Origin of the sequence: Marinilactibacillus kalidii, from assembly GCF_017599325.1 — a bacterium.
Taxonomy (GTDB): Bacteria; Bacillota; Bacilli; order Lactobacillales; family Carnobacteriaceae_A; genus Marinilactibacillus; species Marinilactibacillus kalidii.
In genome coordinates this window covers 56,246-77,487 of sequence record NZ_JAGFVM010000003.1, presented here as the reverse complement: position 1 = coordinate 77,487, position 21,242 = coordinate 56,246, and the positions used below count along the sequence as shown (strand labels likewise).

General features: G+C 36.5%; 19 protein-coding genes, 1 riboswitch and 1 other annotated feature. Of the genes, 2 read left to right on the top strand and 17 right to left on the bottom strand.

Annotated elements, in window-relative coordinates; all coding sequences use genetic code 11:
* Window positions 1-11: 11 nt before the first annotated feature.
* The 13 genes from coaBC to J5J05_RS00545 form a co-directional block, all read right to left on the bottom strand.
* Window positions 12-1,205, bottom strand: a complete 1,194-nt coding sequence (coaBC, locus tag J5J05_RS00605) for a bifunctional phosphopantothenoylcysteine decarboxylase/phosphopantothenate--cysteine ligase CoaBC (protein WP_208558722.1) — start codon at window positions 1,203-1,205, stop codon at window positions 12-14.
* 201 nt (window positions 1,206-1,406) lie between these two features.
* Window positions 1,407-1,619: a DNA-directed RNA polymerase subunit omega gene (rpoZ, locus tag J5J05_RS00600; protein WP_208558721.1), complete on the bottom strand. Its 213-nt coding sequence runs from the start codon at window positions 1,617-1,619 to the stop codon at window positions 1,407-1,409.
* Between the two features lies 1 nt (window position 1,620).
* Window positions 1,621-2,238 carry a guanylate kinase gene (gmk, locus tag J5J05_RS00595; RefSeq protein ID WP_208558720.1) on the bottom strand — a complete coding sequence of 206 codons (618 nt, stop codon included), beginning with the start codon at window positions 2,236-2,238 and terminating at the stop codon, window positions 1,621-1,623.
* 96 nt (window positions 2,239-2,334) lie between these two features.
* A complete protein-coding gene (locus J5J05_RS00590) occupies window positions 2,335-3,687 on the bottom strand; it encodes a patatin-like phospholipase family protein (protein ID WP_208558719.1) in 1,353 nt (450 codons plus the stop codon).
* A gap of 125 nt (window positions 3,688-3,812) precedes the next feature.
* Window positions 3,813-4,442, bottom strand: coding sequence for a V-type ATP synthase subunit D (locus J5J05_RS00585; RefSeq protein WP_208558718.1), 630 nt, complete (start codon window positions 4,440-4,442; stop codon window positions 3,813-3,815).
* Between the two features lie 5 nt (window positions 4,443-4,447).
* A complete protein-coding gene (locus tag J5J05_RS00580; RefSeq protein WP_208558717.1) occupies window positions 4,448-5,824 on the bottom strand; it encodes a V-type ATP synthase subunit B in 1,377 nt (458 codons plus the stop codon).
* On the bottom strand, window positions 5,817-7,601 hold the full coding sequence (locus J5J05_RS00575) for a V-type ATP synthase subunit A (RefSeq protein WP_208558716.1): 1,785 nt from the start codon (window positions 7,599-7,601) through the stop codon (window positions 5,817-5,819). The genes J5J05_RS00580 and J5J05_RS00575 overlap by 8 nt, the downstream gene beginning before the upstream one ends.
* 12 nt (window positions 7,602-7,613) lie before the next feature.
* The gene (locus J5J05_RS00570; protein ID WP_208558715.1) at window positions 7,614-7,925 is read right to left on the bottom strand and encodes a V-type ATP synthase subunit F; all 312 of its coding nucleotides are present in this window, start codon (window positions 7,923-7,925) and stop codon (window positions 7,614-7,616) included.
* Entirely contained in the window at window positions 7,918-8,919 is a 1,002-nt protein-coding gene (locus J5J05_RS00565; RefSeq protein ID WP_208558714.1) for a V-type ATP synthase subunit C, read from the bottom strand. The genes J5J05_RS00570 and J5J05_RS00565 overlap by 8 nt, the downstream gene beginning before the upstream one ends.
* Before the next feature lie 13 nt (window positions 8,920-8,932).
* Window positions 8,933-9,514 (bottom strand): V-type ATP synthase subunit E, encoded by a 582-nt coding sequence (locus J5J05_RS00560; RefSeq protein WP_208558713.1) that lies wholly within the window; start codon window positions 9,512-9,514, stop codon window positions 8,933-8,935.
* Between the two features lie 81 nt (window positions 9,515-9,595).
* Window positions 9,596-10,069, bottom strand: a complete 474-nt coding sequence (locus J5J05_RS00555; protein WP_208558712.1) for a V-type ATP synthase subunit K — start codon at window positions 10,067-10,069, stop codon at window positions 9,596-9,598.
* Between the two features lie 29 nt (window positions 10,070-10,098).
* A complete protein-coding gene (locus tag J5J05_RS00550) occupies window positions 10,099-12,054 on the bottom strand; it encodes a V-type ATP synthase subunit I (RefSeq protein WP_208558711.1) in 1,956 nt (651 codons plus the stop codon).
* The gene (locus tag J5J05_RS00545; RefSeq protein ID WP_208558710.1) at window positions 12,041-12,367 is read right to left on the bottom strand and encodes a hypothetical protein; all 327 of its coding nucleotides are present in this window, start codon (window positions 12,365-12,367) and stop codon (window positions 12,041-12,043) included. Before J5J05_RS00545 ends, J5J05_RS00550 begins: the two co-directional genes overlap by 14 nt.
* 40 nt (window positions 12,368-12,407) lie before the next feature.
* Window positions 12,408-12,454, bottom strand: a sequence feature (sodium ion sensor (DUF1646 type); this cis-regulatory element may regulate processes involved in with the transportation of sodium ions).
* A 622-nt stretch (window positions 12,455-13,076) separates the two neighbouring features.
* On the opposite strand from J5J05_RS00545, the gene J5J05_RS00540 reads away from it, so the two are divergent.
* Window positions 13,077-13,394 carry a hypothetical protein gene (locus J5J05_RS00540; RefSeq protein ID WP_208558709.1) on the top strand — a complete coding sequence of 106 codons (318 nt, stop codon included), beginning with the start codon at window positions 13,077-13,079 and terminating at the stop codon, window positions 13,392-13,394.
* 148 nt (window positions 13,395-13,542) lie between these two features.
* Here the strand turns inward: J5J05_RS00540 and cls are convergent, their stop codons facing one another.
* The 3 genes from cls to J5J05_RS00525 all read right to left on the bottom strand — a co-directional run bounded on the left by cls (window position 13,543) and on the right by J5J05_RS00525 (window position 17,662).
* Window positions 13,543-14,997, bottom strand: a complete 1,455-nt coding sequence (gene cls, locus J5J05_RS00535; protein ID WP_208558708.1) for a cardiolipin synthase — start codon at window positions 14,995-14,997, stop codon at window positions 13,543-13,545.
* A 202-nt stretch (window positions 14,998-15,199) separates the two neighbouring features.
* Window positions 15,200-15,769 carry an energy-coupled thiamine transporter ThiT gene (gene thiT / locus J5J05_RS00530; protein ID WP_208558707.1) on the bottom strand — a complete coding sequence of 190 codons (570 nt, stop codon included), beginning with the start codon at window positions 15,767-15,769 and terminating at the stop codon, window positions 15,200-15,202.
* Between the two features lie 90 nt (window positions 15,770-15,859).
* A riboswitch (TPP riboswitch) is annotated at window positions 15,860-15,965 on the bottom strand.
* Between the two features lie 17 nt (window positions 15,966-15,982).
* Complete coding sequence (locus tag J5J05_RS00525) at window positions 15,983-17,662, bottom strand: ribonuclease J (protein WP_208558706.1); 1,680 nt, start codon at window positions 17,660-17,662, stop codon at window positions 15,983-15,985.
* A 220-nt stretch (window positions 17,663-17,882) separates the two neighbouring features.
* Between J5J05_RS00525 and J5J05_RS00520 the strand changes: the two genes are divergently transcribed.
* On the top strand, window positions 17,883-18,869 hold the full coding sequence (locus tag J5J05_RS00520) for a biotin--[acetyl-CoA-carboxylase] ligase (protein WP_208558705.1): 987 nt from the start codon (window positions 17,883-17,885) through the stop codon (window positions 18,867-18,869).
* Between the two features lie 64 nt (window positions 18,870-18,933).
* Here J5J05_RS00520 and pnp read toward each other — a convergent pair whose 3' ends face one another.
* Window positions 18,934-21,063, bottom strand: coding sequence for a polyribonucleotide nucleotidyltransferase (gene pnp, locus J5J05_RS00515; protein ID WP_208558704.1), 2,130 nt, complete (start codon window positions 21,061-21,063; stop codon window positions 18,934-18,936).
* Window positions 21,064-21,242: the final 179 nt, after the last annotated feature.

The following is a 21,242-nucleotide window of genomic DNA, read 5'->3' as shown; positions in this document are numbered from 1 at the left end:
CTGTCTTCCTTTCATTCAGTACGATCAATTACGATATCAATAATATTTTCAGCGATCTCATCTTTTTTTGTCAGTGAAATGGTCACTGGCTGATCGACGTTAGAATAGATTGTTACTTCATTATCATTCGTATTAAAGCCTCTATCTTTTTTTCCAACATCATTCGCAACAATTAAATCAGCATGCTTTTCTTTTAATTTTTTTAATGCGTATGCTTCTATATTTTCAGTTTCTGCAGCAAATCCTACTAAAAATTGGTTCACTTTTTTCTGACCCATCTCTTTTAAAATATCTGGATTTTTTTGCAATTCTATTGTTACATTATTTTTTTTCTTCATTTTATGTTCTTCTTGGTTTAAAGGAGCATAATCCGACACCGCTGCAGCCATGATCAATACGTCTAATGTTTCAAATGATTCGTTGACGTGGTTATACATTTCTTTAGCTGAATCTACCTGAACGCGTTTGATTTGCTTGCGAGTGGGTAAAGTACTCGCTGTAATTAGTGTGACCTCAGCCCCTTTTTTCCAGGCAGCATCGGCAAGCGCATGTCCCATTTTTCCAGAAGAATCATTTGAGATAAATCTTACAGGGTCAATTCTTTCTTTAGTTCCCCCGGCAGTGACAACAATTTTCTTCCCTTTCAAAGGACGTTCTCCCTTGTACGCCAATAAATAGCCTTCAAGTTCTTCTATGATCATTTCACTTTCTGGAAATCTACCTTTACCACTGTAGCCTTCTGCAAGAAATCCTGTATCTGGTTCCATAACATAAGCTTTTCGACTTTTTAAAGTTCTAATATTTTGTTGCGTTGCAGGATGTTCCAACATATGTTCATTCATTGCGGGTACTAAAAAAATCGGTGAAGTTGTTGCCATAAGAGCCGATGTTACAAAATTATCTCCTATACCGTTCGCTAATTTAGCTATTGTATTAGCTGTAGCCGGGGCAACAATGGCTATGTCTGCCCAGTCAGCAAGATGAATATGCTGGACATATTGCGGATCTTCTTCTGAAAACGTGTCAATGTGAACAGCATGTTTGCTTAAAACTTGAAAAGTCAGTGGCGTAACAAATTCTGTCGCAGAAGTAGTCATCGCGACCTTAACCTCGGCGCCTCTCTTAATCAATTCTCTCATTAAGTTGACTGACTTGTAAACAGCAATACCACCTGTAACGTAAAAGGCTACTTTTAAATTTTTCATTAGCTACACTTCCTCATCATATCTCTTACAATCATTTTACCAAGAATTTGTTGTAATGTCTTTAAGTCCTCAAGGGGAACAATGAAAGTACCTTAACGCTTCATTCTCATAAAAAAACCTCTGCCAGTGACTACTAGAGAAAAAGTTGCCTTTTTCTCTAGTAACGCTTTACCCGCAGAGGTTTTTATCTTATTTCATGTATTAGTTTTGAATACTTTCAGGATCTAATACGATATCTCCTGATTCAATTTCTTCTAGCGCTCTACCAACATTTTTGATTGATTTGTATTCATCAAGTAAGTCAACGCTATGATTATGTTGCATTTCTTTCGCTCGTTTAGCCGCAAGAATAACCAATGAGTATTTTGAATCGATTTTGTCTAATAATTTATCTTGTGAAGGATATAATAACATATTATTCCATCTCCTCTATAATTTCTGCAAATTCTTTTAGATTACGTGTGACCTTAAGGTGTTCACTTTCAATAATATTTCTAATTTTTCTAGCTGCATTGTTCACTGTATCATTCTCAACCACGTAATCGTAGTATTGAATAAGTTTTAATTCTTCAACCGCTTTAGTCATACGTTTTTTGATCATTTCATCACTATCAGTACCACGGTTAACAATGCGTGAATTTAGCTCTTCAAGGTCTGGAGGTGACAAGAATACAAAGATACCTTCTGGCATTTTTTCTCTCACTTTTAAAGCACCTTGTACTTCGATTTCAAGAAATACATCTCTACCTTCATCCAATGTTTTGTTCACATACTCCAAAGGTGTCCCGTAATAATTTCCTACGTATTCTGCATATTCGAGTAATCCGTCTTCTTTAATCAATTGTTCGAATTGCTCTTTGGTGCGAAAATAATAATCAACACCGTCTACTTCGCCTTCTCGTTGCTTTCTGGTCGTCATTGAAATAGAGTATACAAAATCATTATTATAATTGTCAAAAATGGCTTTCCTAACTGTTCCTTTACCTACCCCTGACGGCCCAGATAAAACAATCAATAATCCTCGATCAGTCATTACTACTTCCTTCCCAAAACATTTCTCTCGCTTGAACCCTTATCCTCAATTTTACCACATAATAGGAACATTTTGGGAATTTTTTGAAGTTATTTTTTACAGATGGTATTTATCTTCAAGATAAAGAATATACAATGCGAGAATAAATGGGAAAGGTTTGATTGAAGCAGCCATTTTAGATAATATATTTGACAAATCATTCGAAGTATTCTTAATTGTATTGTAGATAAATAAAGTCATTTGTCGATCTGATAAAAGTGGAACATTTTCTTTGATGTTTTCTGCCCATTCTATTCCACTTAAATGGAACTCAGGCACCAGTTCACTAAAAGTACCTTCATTCGTTAATCTTTGTACTCTAGCTATAATTTCTTTTTGAAAAGGCTCTGCCTCATACGCTTCTTCTGGTAATAATCCAAAGCATTTTCCAGCTAACTCCATTACCGCTAAAGAAAGTGATTTATAGGATACATTTTTTCCCCACTTGTTTGAAATTTCCCCAATCATATTCACCTGGTACTCTTCATCTTCAAGAAACCTTTCAAGCCCATCCAAATCTTGACTTTGCATCAATTTATTTAACGATTGATAAAAAGTTTGATAATCTCTCTTAATGCTTTCTTTATCAAATGTATACCAAAAGCCTTCGTACCGATTGGCACGTTTCATTGTTTCTAAATAACCCAGTTTAATATTTAGAGAAGTGCGTTTTTTATTAAATAACAGTAGATCACCCAGAGACCATTGTGTTCTGATCCACACAGTGGGAACTGTATCTACTCGATGGTCAACACTAAAGAGACCTGGGCCTTGCAAGTCTACAACAATCATTTTATCGGGTTTACGCTCTATGACCATATCGTAAGGTATATTATTTTTATAACCGCCATCCATATAAGGCGTACCATCAATAATTGTTTTCTCCATTGCTGGATATAACGAAGCGCTGGCCAACAAGTACTCTTTTAAACGATTCTCAGGTATATCCTTCAAGTAGAAAAATTCTATTTCACCTGTATCGTCATTTGTTACGGAAAGTCCAAAGTCGATAGATGATTCCCGTATAGCTGCTTCATCCGTAATATACTCACTGATTAAATTTTTTAACGGTTTAGAACTCAATCCTTTCGACCCAATAGCCTTAACAAAGAAAAAGCCTAATGTTCGTTGATATTCATTAAAACTATCGATACTCATTGGAAACTCATAATCAAGTATAGAAGAGCCTTCAATATCTTTCCACATCGTCTCAGCGTCTTCTACCTTCCCTTGGAGCATTAAAGCTCCATTTAGGGCACCAACAGATGTCCCTGTAATAATATTGGGGACAAAATCCAGTTCTTTCAAGGCTTTCCAAACGCCAATCTCAAAAGATCCTCTAGCCCCACCACCGCCAAGTACTAAGGCACTTTTTTCATTTCTCTTAAGTTTAAAAAAATCTTTAGACAATTGTACTGCCTCCTAATCGATCAGATCACTCTCATCCATAGTACAATCTGCTTTGATTTTTGACAACTTTAATCCCTTTAAACGAAAAGAGCATCGATACAAAAGTATCGATGCTCTTATTAAAATTAACCCATATCTTTTACTTTCATCAAACGAGTAATTGAAGCACGTTCAGCTTCGTCAAGTTTCATTTGAATAAAGTAAATCGTTTCTTCAAGTTGTGGAATCGTCATGAACTCTAATGCATTTACACGACGTCTTGTTTTTTCGATTTCATCTGCCATTAATTGACAAGTTTTTTCGATTTCAGCTAATTCCAACATATCTGGCATAACTTCAATCAAATATTGAAACGTTAAATCCAACTCACCGTTTGAATTCAAATATCCATAACTCAAGTCCTTAGGATCATCCGCAGTTTCACCATATTGGAAATGCATCTGAGGAACTCGAACACTCATGATATTTTTTTGATCAATATTTAAATTAACGCTTTGGCTTGGCACAGCCATTAGTTCTTCTATGAAGTTTTCATGGACTAATGATTTGGCCATAGCGAAAGATTGCATTGCCTTAGATAGTTTTTCTTCCACTTCTATACGCAACTCATTGTTTTGGCGAATCAACGTAATGAAACGTCTCATCAGTTCATCTTGCTTATCTTTAAGGAGCTTATGTCCTCTAGAAGCTAACGAAAGACGATCTTTAAGGTTTGATAGTTCCATTCGAGTGGGGTTGACGTTTAATTTAGCCATTTACCTCACTCTCCTTTTGGTAAATATTTATCCAGCATATCATCTTTAATACGTTTCAACTCACCACGAGGTAAGACTTTCAGTAAGTCCCAACCTAGGTCTAATGTTTCTTGAATTGAACGATTCGTGTAGTTACCTTGATTTACGTATTCTTTTTCGAATTTATTCGTAAATTCAACATATTTACGGTCACTCTTAGACAAAGCTGCTTCCCCAAGAACGGCAGATAATTCTTTTGCTTCTTTACCTTGTGCATAAGCAGAGAAAATCTGGTTCATTGTTGCAGAGTGGTCTTCACGAGTTTTACCCTCTCCGGTACCTTTATCTTTCAAACGTGAAAGTGAAGGTAGTACGTCGATTGGTGGTTGGTATCCTTGGTTATAAAGATCACGAGAAAGGATGATTTGACCCTCAGTAATATACCCAGTTAAATCGGGAATTGGGTGCGTGATATCTTCCTCTGGCATTGTTAGGATCGGAATCTGTGTAACAGAACCTTTTGATCCTTCCAAACGTCCAGCACGTTCATAAAGAGTTGCCAAGTTTGTGTAAAGATATCCAGGATATCCACGACGACCTGGTACTTCACGACGAGCTGCTGAAATCTCACGAAGTGCTTCCGCATAGTTAGTCATATCAGTCATGATAACTAAAACGTGCATGTCTTTTTCAAACGCAAGATATTCTGCTGCTGTAAGTGCCATACGAGGCGTAGCGATACGTTCGATTGCAGGATCATCTGCCAAGTTGACAAACAATACTGAACGGTCGATCGCGCCAGTTTTCTTGAAATCTTCCATAAAGAATTCGGCTTCCTCGAAAGTAATACCAATTGCAGCAAATACTACGGCAAATTTGTCGTCAGAATTTGTTACACTTGCTTGTCTAGCAATTTGTGCTGCAAGCTCTTTATGTGGTAAACCAGAAGCTGAGAATACTGGAAGTTTTTGTCCACGAACTAATGTGTTCAAGTGGTCAATGGTTGAAATACCTGTTTGAATAAATTCATCTGGGTAGTTACGCGCAATCGGATTGATTGCAATACCATTGATATCTAAACTTTTTTCAGGAATAAGGTCTGGTCCGCCATCATTTACGCGTCCCATTCCATCAAACGTACGACCAATCATGTCTTCAGAAACATCTAAAGATAATGGTCTACCTAAGAAACGAACTTTCGTTTCTTTAAGGTTAATACCAGTTGAGCCTTCAAATAATTGAACAACAGCGTTTTCGCCATCGATTTCAAGTACTTGTCCACGTCTTCTAGTACCATCTTGTAGCTCGATGTCAACGAGCTCATCGTACTTAACACCTTCAACACCAGTTACGGTCATCAAAGGACCTACTATTTCGGAAACTGTTTTGTATTCTTTAAGCATCGGACTCTACACCACCTTTTTCAATTACCTTTTGAATTGTATCTTCTGTTTGCTTACGGATTTCAGCAAATCGAGAAATTTCTTCTTCAGGAATAAACTTAGAACGTCCGATTCTTTCACGGATCTCTTCTGTTCCTTCATTGATTTCATCGTAATAAGCGCCTAAGTCCATTGCACGTAGTGCTTTATCTTGGAAATCAAGAATCGTTTCTACCATCTCAAATTGTTTCTCACGTGAAGTATACGTATCAACATCATCAAATGCATTTTGTTGTAAGAAATCTTCTCGGATCATACGTGCGACAATTAATTTAAGTCTATCTTTTTCAGAAAGAGACTCCACACCAACTAGTCGAACAATCTCTTGAAGTTCTGATTCGTCTTGTAACAATGATTTAACTCTTGTTACTTTAGAAGACCAATCAACATTCAATTTATTACCAACAAATTCATTCATTTCGTTAGAATACAATGAATATGAACTTAACCAGTTAATAGATGGGAAGTGACGTCTCTGAGCTAGAGATGAATCTAATCCCCAGTATACTTTCGCTACACGTAGTGTATTTTGAGTTACCGGCTCAGACGTATCTCCACCTGGAGGTGAAACCGCTCCGATAGCTGTAATACTACCTTCGCGTCCTTTTGAACCCAATGAGACAACTTTACCAGCACGTTCATAGTACTCAGCTAAACGACTACCTAGATAAGCTGGATAACCTTCATCCCCTGGCATCTCTTCTAGACGACCAGACATTTCACGAAGTGCTTCTGCCCAACGAGAAGTTGAATCTGCCATGATTGCTACAGAGTAACCCATATCACGGAAGTATTCAGCGATTGTAATACCTGTATAAATTGAAGCTTCACGTGCAGCAACGGGCATGTTTGAAGTGTTTGCAATCAAAACAGTTCTTTCCATGATTGATTTACCAGTATTTGGATCAATCAGTTCAGGGAACTCGTTGATAACATCCGTCATTTCATTTCCACGTTCACCACAACCAACATAAACAACTAAATCTACATCAGCCCATTTAGCGATTTGGTGTTGAACAACCGTTTTACCAGCTCCAAATGGTCCTGGTACTGCTGCTGCTCCACCTTTAGCAACTGGGAAAAGTGTATCAATAACACGTTGTCCAGTAATCAATGGTTCTACAGGATTCAATTTACGCTCAATTGGACGACTACGTCTAACAGGCCATTTTTGAATCATTGTAAATTCTTTTTCGCCATTTTCTGTTTCAATCACATATAAAGTATCTGTTAATTTATATGTTCCACTTGCAATAGATTTCACTGTTCCGCTGACACCGTTAGGTACCATGATTCTGTGTTCTAATACACTAGTCTCTTGAACAGTTCCTAAAATGTCTCCACCTATTACTTCAGTTCCAATTTCAACTGTCGCAGTAAAGTCCCATTCTTTATCTCTATTAAGTGGTTTGATTTCCATACCACGCTCTAAAAAGTTACTTTGTGTTTTATCCATAAATTCATCCAATGGACGTTGAATGCCATCGAACATTTGTGCAATCATTCCTGGAGCTAATTCTACAGATAAAGGTTCTCCCGTAGTTTCAACTTCTTCGCCAGGTCCAACCATAGAAGTTTCTTCATATACCTGAATAGATGCGACATCTCCTCGCATCTCAATGATTTCACCAATTAGTCCTAATTTACCTACACGGCAAATATCTTGTATATTAGCTGATTCCATACCTTTTGCAGTAACTAAAGGTCCTGAAACACTAACAATTGTTCCGTTACTCAAATTCGTACCCTCCTATAGAATATTTTGACCCACAGCTTTTTCGACGTTTTCTTGGACACGTTTCTTCCCAATGCCGCGTGAACCAGCATGATTCGGGATCAAAATGATGGCAGGTGTTAACTTCGCATCATATCGGCTTATCGTATCTGGAATTAATTCTGCCAATTGTTCTGTCAGATAAACAACTCCATAATTTTCTTCGGCAAGTTTGTCGATCGTACGTCTTGTTTCTTTCGCTTCAGAAGCGAAATATACATCAAATCCAAGCATTTTAAATGCTAGTACGGATTCTCTATCTCCGACAACACCAATTTTACTAGACATAGTTCAATCGCATCCTTTCTCTGATTCCATCGGCAGAAACACCGTTTTCTTTACCAGAAAGAATGAGACGCAGATTCTTAACTTCTGTTTCTTTTGCATAAATATATGCCACGATTGGTAGTGGACCAAATGATTGTAGCTTAGCATCACGCATCATTAGCATATAGGCATTATCTGTTTCAAAATCTAACTTGACTGGAGAAATTTCATTTGTATCAGAATCGACAGAAGCTTCAATGATAGATCTGTACTTAGTATTTTGTAAGGTACTAGTCGCAGAACTAAGATCTCTACTCGCAATGTCTACTAATTCCTCTTTAGGAATAGAACCTGAACTAGAAAGAATCGTAGTCAAGAAGTTACGCGTACGATCTTGTTTCATCGCACGGATCAATGTAGAAAGATTTTGAAAATCAATAAAGTTTTCAACCATTTCCGGAATTTTCGGTTCATTCGTTTCATCAGCAAGTGCGCGCATATGCGTGAAAAAGCGGCGATCTAAAATAATATCAACAGCTTGCACCTTTTGATATTGATCATGATCTTCTTGCACTTCATGAATGCTATCCATGTAGTGTTGTGGCAATACATCAGATACACCTGTTCTTACTGCTTGTCTCAATTCAGATATGTCATATCGACCAATAGGAATGAATAAATGATCTAAATCCTGATCAGTAAATTTTTCTTTAAAAAGAACCTTCAAATTATGATAAGCGTATCGAAGTCCGAAAAGCTCAATCAACGCTTTATTGGGACTAATCTCAAACAACTCGTCGAATGTCTGATGCAATTCATTCATCAGCATCGTATCATAATTTTTATCTTCTTTTATTTGATCAACATCATTTCTATACGGAGTTTCACGAAGTACATTAACAGCATCCTCAAAAGAGTCAGCGGCTAACATACGATCGTAATGTCCCCGATTCAGGAGGTTATTTTCATACACACGAATGAGTACATTACTAGAACCATAAGCGGTATCTTTCAAAATTTTCTCCTCCTTAAACAAATAGTTCTTTTGTTATGATTGGAACCAATTCTGGTTTAGCGTCTTCAATCAACGCGTCAAACAGAAAATTATATTCAATTCCATCTTTCTGAACAAGTACGCCGGCATTATCCGTTACTACTTCGTTAGATAACGTCGCTTTAAAGCTAGGTCCAGTAGTAGCATCAAGCCAAGCTTGATCAACTAAACCTTTCGTGTGCTCTCCACTGACAAGCGTTACTTGTTTTTCTTCTTTGAATTGTGATAATACATTAGTAAGGAATACTTTATAATCAGCTTCTTCAAGATGATTTGTTTCCTTTTTAACATCTTCAAAGACTCTAGAAAGAATGGCTTGCTTAGCAGCTAAGACATCGTTTCTTCTTTGAATTTCTAACGTATTTTTACGGATTGTATAATTATTTTGAGCTGCTTCATCTATCGCTTGTTTGCGTGCAATTTTGTCTTGCTCTTGTTTCGCACGTGCTGCTTGAATTTCATCTTCAGCATCTTTTCGTGCTTCTTCAACACGCTCGCGGATAGCTGCTTTTTCTTTTTCAACAACTCGTTCTGTCAATAGTTTCAAATCTGCCATACTTAGCCTCCTTAATCTATCTTCTTAATAACTCCAGTCAAAAGTATTCATTTTTGACTGGAGAAAAAGTAACTATTTTTATTATAAGATAATCATGATCAAGGAAACAACGAAACCTAAGATAGCATAAGTCTCAACCATTGCTGAGTAGATGATCCCTTTAGTAGTGTGTTCTGGTTTTTGAGCTAAGATTTGCATACCTGCAACAGATACACGTCCTTGGTTACCACCTGAACTTAGTCCAGTAATACCAACTGGTAAACCTACCATTAGTAAATACCAACCTTGAGATACAGCCATGTCAGGAGAGATTTCAAGTAAAATCAAAAGTCCAATAACGAAACCGTAAAGACCCTGTGTAGCTGGTAACATTTGTAGTACTAGTGCACGACCAAATTTCTCTGGTTGTTCTTTCGTTAAAGCTGCTGCTGCTTCCCCTGCGATACCTACCCCACGTGAAGAACCGATACCTGATAATACAACTGCTAATACAATACCTACAGCTGCGAAAATTTGACCCATGTTGTCACCAAAAAGTGTTTGTACGAAATCCATTTTTATTTTCCTCCATTTGTATAATTAATTTAATTTTTTTGTTTAAGATCGATGTGTTTCTCTAAAGTTTTAAGCGGAGTTAATGGACGACCGCCACCTTCGAAAAATTTACCGAAGAACTCAACATATTGTAACCTAGACGTATGAACATACGCACTTAGGAAAGATAAAGCGATATTCAGTGCTTGTAGTGCAATAATAATGACTACACCAACGGTGAATCTCATAATCGGTGGTAAGAAGCCAATAATCAAGTTGAATGCCATTGCGATGTTCGCACTTGCTACAGCTAGAGCCATTAGACGTGTATAACTTACAATATCTCCGATATAACCTGAGACGCCATATAAGTTGTATAAACCTAGTCCAAAACCTAAAGCTTTATTTTTACTTGAAATGGCTGAAACTAAAAGAATCCCAACAACATTAACAAGCGCAAGACCGATACCGATTTGAGCAACCAATTGATTGTCTATAATCATTTGTCCTAATACGAACAAAATCGCACCAGTAAGCATCATTGCCCATGCATAACCATCGACATAACTTGATGCTTTTTGTCCTTGACGACCTTTGATAATCCCGTTCAATATCAATCCAAACAGCAATTGAATCAAACCAAGAACCACAGACAGTACCATTACTGCTATAACGTCAGATTGTAATGAGAAAATTCCGAACGGCAATTCTATACCGAAGAAACTTCCGAAAATCAATCCGAAGACCATTGTCGGATAAGACAGAATATGCAAGAAGGTTACGAAACGCTTCGTTCCTGCATCAAGATTGAAGAATTTTAATCCTACAAATGTAGCAATCGACAATAGCAAACCATAACCTAAGTCGGCTGCGATCATTCCGAAGAAAACTAAGAAAAATGGAAACATCAACGGTGTTGGGTCCATTTCGTTGTATTTAGGATAACTAAACATCTCAGTAATTAATTCAAACGGTCTAATCAACTTATGATTTTTCAAAACGATTGGTACTTGATCAAATTCTTCCATTTTAACGTCATCCGTTAAAATCACTACAGCGTCTTCTCCTAAGTCAGTATTGATGACTTGCTTCATAGATTCGAGTTTTTCATCTTCGATCCAACCACTGGCTAAGAATAAATGCTCACTATTTAGCACTAATTCTTTCGCGACTTCTCTTTGACCAAGATTATAATAATATTCTTCGGCTAGTTGAAGGTCTCTGGAAATTGTATTCCAGTCTTTCATTTCTTTTTTCAAAGCATCTTTTCTTTCACGAAGTGCTTTTTGACTATTCAAATTAGAATAGAGTGCATCTTCTGGTAAAAGACCAAAAGGATACTTCAATTCTCTGAAGCTTAACTCTGCCGTCATTTTGTTAAAGGCTTCTTCTTGTTCTTTTGCAAGAATAATCAAGTAGCCCATTTCATCACTTCGGCTGAAGATCTCTTCATAGTAAGCTGTTGATAGTTCGTCAATACCTTCGATCAATCGAGGTGCATGTTCACTATCTATTGTACCTACATGAACGTTCAAAAGCTTCAATCCTGAAACTTCTGAAGGAAGAAAATTCATACTACGCCATTTTCTTAAGAATGATTCTTCATCTTGTAACTCTTTCTTTTTTTCATCAATCTGGTTGAGTTCTTTTTCTTTCTCTTGGACTTGTTCGATTAGACCACTTACGTCAGTTTTAGAAACGTGTGTTTCTAACTCTTCCAAGGAAAGAACTTCTCTTTTTGATTTTAGCTTCTCGATCATTCCAGGCTCTGGAATATACTGAGCCAAGTATGATAAAGCATGTTCTATATCTTGAAGTTCTGAGCTAAAATCTGAAGACTCGCTATATTCATCAGCTACTTCAAACTGATCCAATATATCTTGTTCCAAAACATCGGACAGTGATATGACTTCGATGCTTTGCATCTCTTGAATAGAGCGTAACAAGGTTTCCTTGTTTTGTTGCTCAGCCATCAAAGTCAGTTTTTTCATTTTAGCGATTGCCATATCGACGCACTACCTCCTCTGCTATTCGATTGGCTAGAGCATCTTTGTTCTCTTGATAAGCCTTTTCGAACCGCTCTGCTTCTCTACTAGCGGATTCATCCATTTCAGCTTTGTCTTTTTCCAATTTACTGCTGTAAATTTTCTCTTGTTCAGACTTGTATTCTGATAACTCAGCTTCAAGTTCAGTTTGAATAGATTCTACTTTTTCAGCAGTTTCTTTTTCAATTTGCTTGATCTCGTCATCAGCGTCTTTCCGTAATTGAGAAGCGCGTGCTTCAGCGTCTTTTACATAATTAATTGCCTCACGGTTCATATCGTGCCTCCTTCCGCCAAAAAGGGCGCAACTAACAAGCTTCTTCTCACCCCAGAAGAAATTTTCCTTGAAAGCTCACGCCCAACCGCATTATTATTTATTTCGACTACGAGATATATGTTACCATACGTACCATAAAATTTCAATTCTATATGCTCACTATAAATGAAGAAAACCTTTGTAGAATCGAAGGTTGTTAGCACTTGCAACTTTATATTCTTTACAAAAAATATATTGTGTCAATGTTAGTGAACAACAGCCTAAAATTATGAAGTTTATTTAACTTAAACATTGATAAGATAGTCTATTTTTAACCTCTCTTTCTGCAACACATTGTGAAAAAAGCCACTTGTTTATTCATAATTTAAGTTAGTTTCTTCTATTATAATATATCTTATCTTGTAGTGATTTATATCGCATATTTGATGTTACATCGAACAATCATAATGGAAAAGAATCGAATAAAGATACAATGCTTCATCTGCTAATTCAGAGAATCTTTTTTCTTTTTCGATTTGCTATTAGCACTATTTTTTGTGCGACACCCTTTTTTAAATTTATTGGTTATCAAACATTGATTGACTGTTCTATTATTTTTTACACTATAGTTTAAAAAGTTACGTTTAAAGATAAAATTTATAAACTATGTTGACAACCGGAATGCGTGTTCGGTATAATATATTTAAACAAACGTTCGGGAGATGAGCATATGGAATTATTTGCAGCTGAAAAAAATCCAATCATTCACTACTTCAAAGAAAACTATCTTACTAAACGTCATTTCGCAGTACAAAAGCAAATGCCTTTGCAACAACTGAGACATTTTATTAAACAAGCAGTTCGAAAACAAAAAATCATTACGATACAACTCAATCCTACTAACCAATATCCTGTAGTATCAGAATGTACTGGTATAGCAACATTTTCACCTTATAGTAGTCAAATCATTCTGACGAGTGTTAATAGTAATACGGTTCACCTCGTGAATAGTGATCAGATTAGACATATTAGACTATCAAACGCTTAGACTCTATTCTGCTGCTATTCCAATGCTCCGATAGCTGGAAATGATGATAGAAATAAGAACGCCCCGAGTCTACATGATGACTCGGGGCGTTCTTCTTTTTTTTATTCCAGTAAACTTTGTCTTTTTATATTGTATCCAATCATACCTGTTATAATATAGGAGAAAATAAACGACTGAATTGTTGCTTGAATAATTCCCATTTAGTATAGTTATCGATTATTTCTTTGGTTAGTTCGTAAGATGATTCAATATCTTTATTAAAAATGGCCACTTGTTTTTTCGCTAATGAGCGGTCATACATAAATGTATTAACCTCGAAGTTTAATTTAAAACTTCTGATATCAAAATTTGCTGTTCCGACTGATAAAATTTCTCCATCAATCACAATCGTTTTAGCATGGATGAACCCAGCATCATAAATATAAACGTGTACGCCATTTGCAATCATTTCTTCAGCATAACTAAGCGTCGCACGGTATATAAAAGGATGATCGGGTTTATTTGGAATCATCAGTTTTACTTCTATTCCTGATAAACTAGCAATCTTGAGTGTTTCTATTAATGATTCATCTGGAATAAAGTAAGGCGTTTGGATATAAACCGTATGTTTAGCCATACTAATCATTTTTAGAAAACCCTTTTTGATTGCATGCATTTCATTGTCGGGTCCACTTGAAACAATTTGTAGGTCTGTAGAACCCACGAAAGATGAAACAGGAAAATAACTTTCTTTATAGCTGACAGTTTGTTTTTTTGCAGAAGCATTCCAGTCCATAAGAAATCTTGTTTGAAGTGGTAAAACACCGTTCCCTTGTATTCTAAGGTGAGTATCTCTCCAATATCCCATTTTTTCATATAAACCTAGATAATCGTCACCAACATTGAATCCACCTGTATACCCAACTTTCCCATCAATCACCACGATTTTTCTATGGTTTCTATAGTTTAATCTGAAGTTAACCAAATCAAATTTAGAACCAAAAAAGGGTTCTGCTTGTCCGCCAAGTGATTTCAATCGTTCAAAAAAATGTCTACCAACTACACGTGCACCAATTGGATCATAAAGCACTTTTACTTCAACACCATTTTCTGCTCGTTCTTCCAATGCCTTCAGTAGTCTTGTGCCGATACCATCTGTTTTAAAGATGTAATAGGTTACGTGTACATGATGCTTGGCTTGACTAATATCTTTTATTAATCTATCAAATTTTTCTTTTCCGTCCGTAATAATATCTACTTGGTTTCCTTTTGTCAATATCGATTCATTGCTTTCCAAAAATAGAGACACGAGTTCTAATGTCGTATCCAGATGTTTAGCTTCTGGCACATCCAGATTTTCTGATTCTATCAATTGTTTTTGTGCTTCTACTAGTTGCGTCATCCCGATTCTTTTCTGAGAGCGAATATCAAATATATTTTCTTTTGAAATTTTTCTTCCTAGAAACATGTAAATGATAAAACCAAATCCAGGCAACATTGTAATCACTAATAACCATGCCCAGATAGCAGCAATGTCTCTTTCTCTTTCTCTAAAAACTGTAATAAATGCTAGAACCGAGTTTATCAAAATAAAAATCCAAAATATCATTCTAATAATTTCCATATTATTCTCCTCATCGCGTTGAGAAATCCTATTCCATAATTTCTGAGTTACTTTTCAGTATATCTTCATCAGTTTACACTATTCATTAGTTAACCGTCCACTTATTTTCTGATGATTTCAACCCTTATAAAAGTTATTTGAATGAATTACATCTAGAAATATAAAAAGTAGCCCAATTTTTTTAAAAGGACTACTTTTTTAACTAGTTTTTTGTTTTGGGTACAAACATCGCTGAAGCACGATTAAATAATAAGATTAATACAAACACGGTGACCACAATGGTTGAAATCATACTCGCACCATTGAAAATGAGTGAAAAAGCGATTGGTCCAAGTCCCCATACTGCGTACTCACTGAAGAAGAAAACGCCCGCAACAAAATGCCAGAACCATTTTGCAACTGATCCAATGATTGTAGCGATAATAATATATCTTTTAGCTGTTGATAATTTATTGTTTTGAATATTATTGATGATTTTTTCACTATAATATCCCGCAAATCCCACACAGGCAAATGCTATCGTATACTCAATGATAAACTGATAGATATTTAATATCCATCCTGAACCACTCAACACAACTAATATTCCCCACAGAAAGCCAGACATTAATCCAGGACCCATTCCTCTTCTAATGGCATAAAAGGTCAGTGGTATCGTTCCAAGTGAAATACTGTATGAAGATCCAATGCCTACTGGTATAAGTGACAATATCATTGCAATAGCAGCGAACAGTGTACCCTCAAGGTAAATCCTCAACTTTTGATTCTGCATAAAAAAACTCCTCCTATAGATACTATGTATACTAGAGGAGGAGTTTGAAAGTTATCATCACGTCAAAAAAGCATAAATTATACTTATACAGACTGATTCTAGGTACTCTCCCTACGCACGTACGAACGTACAGGTTCAAAGGGTCTGGACTGATAGTCCACTCTCAGCCAATTGATTGGCTCCCCTAGTACATATAGTTAATGTTGATCGCGATTATTTAAATCGTCGATTTTGGTTCACTTCCATTATAACAGGTAAAATGATCGGACGTCTACGCGTTTTTTTGAATAAATGATTTCCAAGTTCTTCACGAATATCTTGTTTGATTGAACCCCAGTCAAAATCATTATGTTCCAAGTTTTTCTTCACAACACCTGTTACGATTTCGTTTGATTCGTTTATTAAATCTTGGCTTTCTTTCACGAATACAAAACCTCTTGTAACAATATGCGGGCCAGAAACAACTTTACGCTTTTTACGATCGATGGTTACTACAGCTACAAATATGCCATCTTCGGAAAGCAGTCGTCTATCTCTTAATACAATGTTCCCAATATCTCCGATACCAATACCGTCTATCAGAGTATTTTCTGCTTGTACTTGTCCTGTCTGATTCATTTTACCATTTTGATAGTTCAAGACATCTCCATTACTCAAAATAAAGATGTTTGCATTCTCAATCCCAGTTTCATTCGCTAGGTCAGCATGCGCTGCAAGCATACGATATTCTCCTTGAATTGGAATAAAGTATTGTGGTTGAAGTAAATTGATCATTAATTGCAAGTCATTTGGTGTTGCATGACCAGACGCTTTCATATTATCAGAAATGTGCTTAACCGAAGCACCTGCACGATAAATCAAGTTTTCTGTTTCAGCAACTGTCACTTCCATAGAAATAGACGGACTCGTCGCAATAAAGATTAAATCATTTTCTTTTATATTTACTTGTCCATGATTTCCAGTAGCCATTCGGCTTAATGTTTTAATTGGTTCACCAGAGGCACCTGTTTCAAGAACGATGATTTGGTTGTCATCATATTGATCAATTTTATCAACTGGTACAATTAAATGCTCATCGGGTAATGTTAATTTATCTAATTCTATTGCGGTTTCTAATATCGCTTCTAGGTTACGCCCTGTAATAAACACTTTACGACCAGATGCATGTGCCGCATTTAAAACTTGCTGAATACGGAGAATGTTACTTGCAACTGCCGCTACAATGATTCTACTATTCGTATCTTGGAAAGTATCCAGTACTTCTTCTTGAACTTTCTTTTCAGAAACGTTCTCGACTGTACTCTCCGCCTCATTAGAATCACTTAGTAATGCTAAGACGCCCTCTTTACCAATCTCAGAAATTTGGGAAAAGTCTGTACGGTATCCTTCGTTGGCACTTTGATCAAACTTAAAGTTCCCTGTGTAGACGATATTGCCATCTTCCGTTTTGACAGAAATTCCCATCGAATCAGGAATCGTATGCGTCGTTCTGAAAAATTTCACTAAATTCCCATGGAAATCTATCTCTGTATGCTCATCAATAACGTGATAATCGTCGAAATTAGCCCCTAAACTTGATTCTTGAACAAATAGTTTAGCTAATTCAATCGTTAATTCTGAACCAAATACAGGTACATTGAAAGATTCAAGGAAATAAGGTAATGCACCGATAGCGTCCTCATGTCCGTGTGATAAGAACACACCTGCGATACGTTCTTTATTTTCCAGTAAATAACTGAAGTCAGGAATGACTGCGTCAATACCGTAAAGATCATCTTCCGGGTACATTAATCCACAATCCAAGACAAATATATCTTCGCCTGATTCTATTACATATAAATTTTTACCATTTTCTCTTACTCCTCCAAAAGGAATAATTTTGATATTACTCAATTCTTTTCACCTCTAAAAGTTGATTTAACGTATAGTTCAACTTAGTTATTATAGTCTATTTCACCTATTTTTCTTACGTCCGTTCACTCTACACTGATTTTAGTATAGCATAGAAATTCTTTATTTCCTACTAATGTTCTGCTCGAACAGCTGTCGACTTTCTCTTTTTGCATCTGTATACTTTAGTACTGTATCTTATCAAACAGAGGTGGTCAAAAAAGTGCATTCATCTATTTTAAAAAGCAAACTGTTAGATTATCTGAATAAGCAGTTTCCTCAATATGTCACTGTCGACGAGTTGAGTCAAGCCTGTGCTTGTTCTAAAGAATTCACACAAGTCATATTAAATACCATTATATCTGACGGTATGCCACTAGAATTTAGCAAAAATACTTGTCGTTTGTCTAACCCCATAATGTCTAAATCAGCTATTTCAGCAAATTTACACACAAAATATTTTGGTCAAGAAATTTTACTTTTACAATCGACACCCTCTACAAATGATCACATTAAAGAAAATATGAATCAGTTCAATCACGGCTCTCTTCTATTAGCGCATGAACAGACAGTTGGCAAAGGCCGATTGGGTAGAGCCTGGTCCTCACCTGCTGGTAAAACCGTTTCTATGAGCTTATTGCTTAAACCTATTGATCAAACATTAGATTATGCTCTTTTAACTCAATTAGCGGCAGCATCTATGATCAAGGCTTTATCTCATTATGTAGCAGCAACGATCAAATGGCCTAATGATATTATTGTTAAAAAAAGGAAAGTATCTGGTATTTTAACTGAAGCAGAATATGCTGGTAATCAACTCGAAGGTATTATTTTAGGTATTGGTATCAATACTAATTTAGACTATGAAAACATTCCAGAAGACATAAGGGATAAAGCCAGTTCCTTAAAGATATTATCGCAAATGGTTGATCCCAACCTTATCATCTCTCGATTCTTAAATTACTTTGAGCATGATTATCAAGATTGGATTACAACTCATCGCACAGAACCATTTCTCGAAATTTGTCGCAAACACTCTGCACTTATTGGTCAAGATTTCTGGATAATGACAGATAAAGAGAAAAGAAAGGCTTCTATTGATGGTCTAGATAAAGAGGGTGCATTAGTGATTACTTATTTGGATACATTGGAAACCGTTCATTTGAAATCTACTCATTACTCAATCCGTAGTGAAACTGGTTATTTATAAAAAAGGGCACCTCATGAAACAGCGTTTGCTGTATCACGAGGTGCTCTTTTTTTACGAATATTAATTATTTTGATTCTGAATCTTTTTCAGCGTTTTCAGCTTCAAGAACCGCTTTACGCGATAAGTTCACTCTACCCATTTTGTCGACTTCTGTTACTTTAACATCCATTACGTCTCCAACAGAAATCACGTCTTCAACATTTTTGATGTATTTATCAGAAAGTTCCGATACGTGAACCAATCCATCTTTTCCTTTGATCACTTCTACAAAAGCGCCGAATTTTTCGATTCGTTTAACGGTACCTTTGTATATTCTTCCAACTTCTACTTCTTCAGTCAATTGCTCGATAATCTCAATAGCACGTTTGATTGCTGTTGCATCTTGACCATAGATTGAAACAGTTCCTTCTTCGTCGATATCAATCTTCACATTTGTTTCAGCAATTATACCATTGATGGTATCGCCACCTTTACCAATCACTACCTTGATTTGTTCAGGTTTGATTTTGATTGACTCGATTTTCGGTGCGTACGCACTCAATTCAGTACGAGGGGCATTGATAGCAGCTTCAAGATTGTCCAAGATTTCAAGACGTGCTTTTTTAGCAGAAGTCAGTGCTTCTTCTAAAATTTCTTTAGTAATTCCTTCAATCTTGATATCCATTTGAAGAGCTGTAATACCGTCTCTCGTTCCAGCCACTTTAAAGTCCATGTCTCCAAGGTGATCTTCTAATCCTTGGATATCTGTCAATACTGTATAATCGTCGCCTTCCATAACAAGTCCCATGGCAATTCCGCCTACAGGTGCTTTAATAGGTACACCAGCATCCATCAATGCAAGCGTTCCAGCACAAATACTCGCTTGTGAAGAAGAACCGTTCGATTCAAGCACTTCAGCTACCAAACGAATGGTATAAGGGAATTCTTCTTCGCTAGGAATCACTTGTGCAAGTGCACGTTCTCCTAGAGCACCGTGACCGATTTCACGACGACCCGGTCCTCGAACAGGACCAGTGCTTCCTACTGAGAATTGCGGGAAGTTATAGTGATGAATGAATCGCTTGCTATCTTCGCTACCTAATCCATCGATAATCTGGTGTTCATTAAGTGGCGCAAGCGTTGCAATTGAAAGTGCTTGTGTCTGCCCTCTCGTAAACAATCCAGAACCATGTACACGTGGTAAAACAGAAACTTCAGATTCTAAAGGACGGATTTCGTCTACTTTACGGCCATCAGGTCTAATATCTTCTTGTGTGATCAAGCGACGAACTTCGTCTTTTTCCATGTCTGAAGCGATAGCTTTTACATCTTTCATCATGGCGTCTTTGTCTTCGTGATCTGCCAATGAAGTCTCATATGCTTCAACAATTTCTTGTTTAACTGCTTCAGTTTTTTCTGCACGTTCTAGCTTGTCGAATGTTTGTATAGCTGCTTTCATTTTATCGTTGTAAGCAGTTGTAATTTCTTCTTTTAATGCTTCATCAGGAACAGAAAGTGTAATTTCCATTTTTTCCTGTCCAATAGCTGCAACGATCTCTTCTTGAAAAGCCACTAATTTTTGAATGGCTTCGTGACCAAATAGCAAAGCTTCAAGCATATCTTCTTCAGAAACTTGCTCTGCACCACTCTCAACCATGTTGATCGCTTCTTTTGTTCCAGCAACTGTTAAATGAATATCTGATTTCGCTGTCTGCTCTTCTGTTGGATTGATGACTAATTCTCCATCCACACGACCAACATTAACACCTGCAATGGGACCGTTAAATGGAATGTTAGAGATACTTAATGCTAAAGATGAACCTAACATAGCCGTCATTTCAGGAGAGTTATTAGGATCTACTGACATAACTGTATTGGTAATTTGTACTTCGTTTCGGAAACCTTCTGCAAACATTGGACGTAAAGGTCTGTCAATCAAACGAGCTGTCAATGTTGCATTTTCAGAAGGACGTCCTTCTCTTTTAATAAATCCACCAGGAATTTTACCAACGGCATACATTTTTTCTTCATAACTTACCATTAATGGAAAGAAGTCACGATCGCTTGCATGATTACTGGCAACCGCAGCAGTTAATACCACTGTGTCCTCATATCTCAGTAATGCAGCACCATTTGCTTGCTTCGCTAGTTGGCCGATCTCAGCTACTAGCGTTCTTCCACCAATTTCTGTTGAAAATACTTTTTTCTCTGACATTATATTCTCCTTTTGATCTTTATTTTCACAGGTCGTTCATTCTACTAAACAAATGTCATTTTTCCTTAAAAAAATCACATTTGCATAGTAGAGCACTGAACATTTCCTGCTTAGTTATATCTTAAACTATAAAGAAAGCGAGATTCAAAAAGAATCCCGCTTTTTTATATACAAATCCC

Coding starts and splice junctions, on each gene's coding strand:
- J5J05_RS00540 (WP_208558709.1), top strand. CDS start 13,077: ATGGAATTATTTGCAGCTGAAAAAAATCCAATCATTCACTACTTCAAA.
- thiT (WP_208558707.1), bottom strand. CDS start 15,769: ATGCAGAATCAAAAGTTGAGGATTTACCTTGAGGGTACACTGTTCGCT.
- coaBC (WP_208558722.1), bottom strand. CDS start 1,205: ATGAAAAATTTAAAAGTAGCCTTTTACGTTACAGGTGGTATTGCTGTT.
- gmk (WP_208558720.1), bottom strand. CDS start 2,238: ATGACTGATCGAGGATTATTGATTGTTTTATCTGGGCCGTCAGGGGTA.
- pnp (WP_208558704.1), bottom strand. CDS start 21,063: ATGTCAGAGAAAAAAGTATTTTCAACAGAAATTGGTGGAAGAACGCTA.
- J5J05_RS00580 (WP_208558717.1), bottom strand. CDS start 5,824: ATGCTTAAAGAATACAAAACAGTTTCCGAAATAGTAGGTCCTTTGATG.
- J5J05_RS00555 (WP_208558712.1), bottom strand. CDS start 10,069: ATGGATTTCGTACAAACACTTTTTGGTGACAACATGGGTCAAATTTTC.
- J5J05_RS00585 (WP_208558718.1), bottom strand. CDS start 4,442: ATGGCTAAATTAAACGTCAACCCCACTCGAATGGAACTATCAAACCTT.
- J5J05_RS00545 (WP_208558710.1), bottom strand. CDS start 12,367: ATGAACCGTGAGGCAATTAATTATGTAAAAGACGCTGAAGCACGCGCT.
- J5J05_RS00560 (WP_208558713.1), bottom strand. CDS start 9,514: ATGGCAGATTTGAAACTATTGACAGAACGAGTTGTTGAAAAAGAAAAA.
- rpoZ (WP_208558721.1), bottom strand. CDS start 1,619: ATGTTATTATATCCTTCACAAGATAAATTATTAGACAAAATCGATTCA.
- J5J05_RS00550 (WP_208558711.1), bottom strand. CDS start 12,054: ATGGCAATCGCTAAAATGAAAAAACTGACTTTGATGGCTGAGCAACAA.
- J5J05_RS00570 (WP_208558715.1), bottom strand. CDS start 7,925: ATGTCTAGTAAAATTGGTGTTGTCGGAGATAGAGAATCCGTACTAGCA.
- cls (WP_208558708.1), bottom strand. CDS start 14,997: ATGGAAATTATTAGAATGATATTTTGGATTTTTATTTTGATAAACTCG.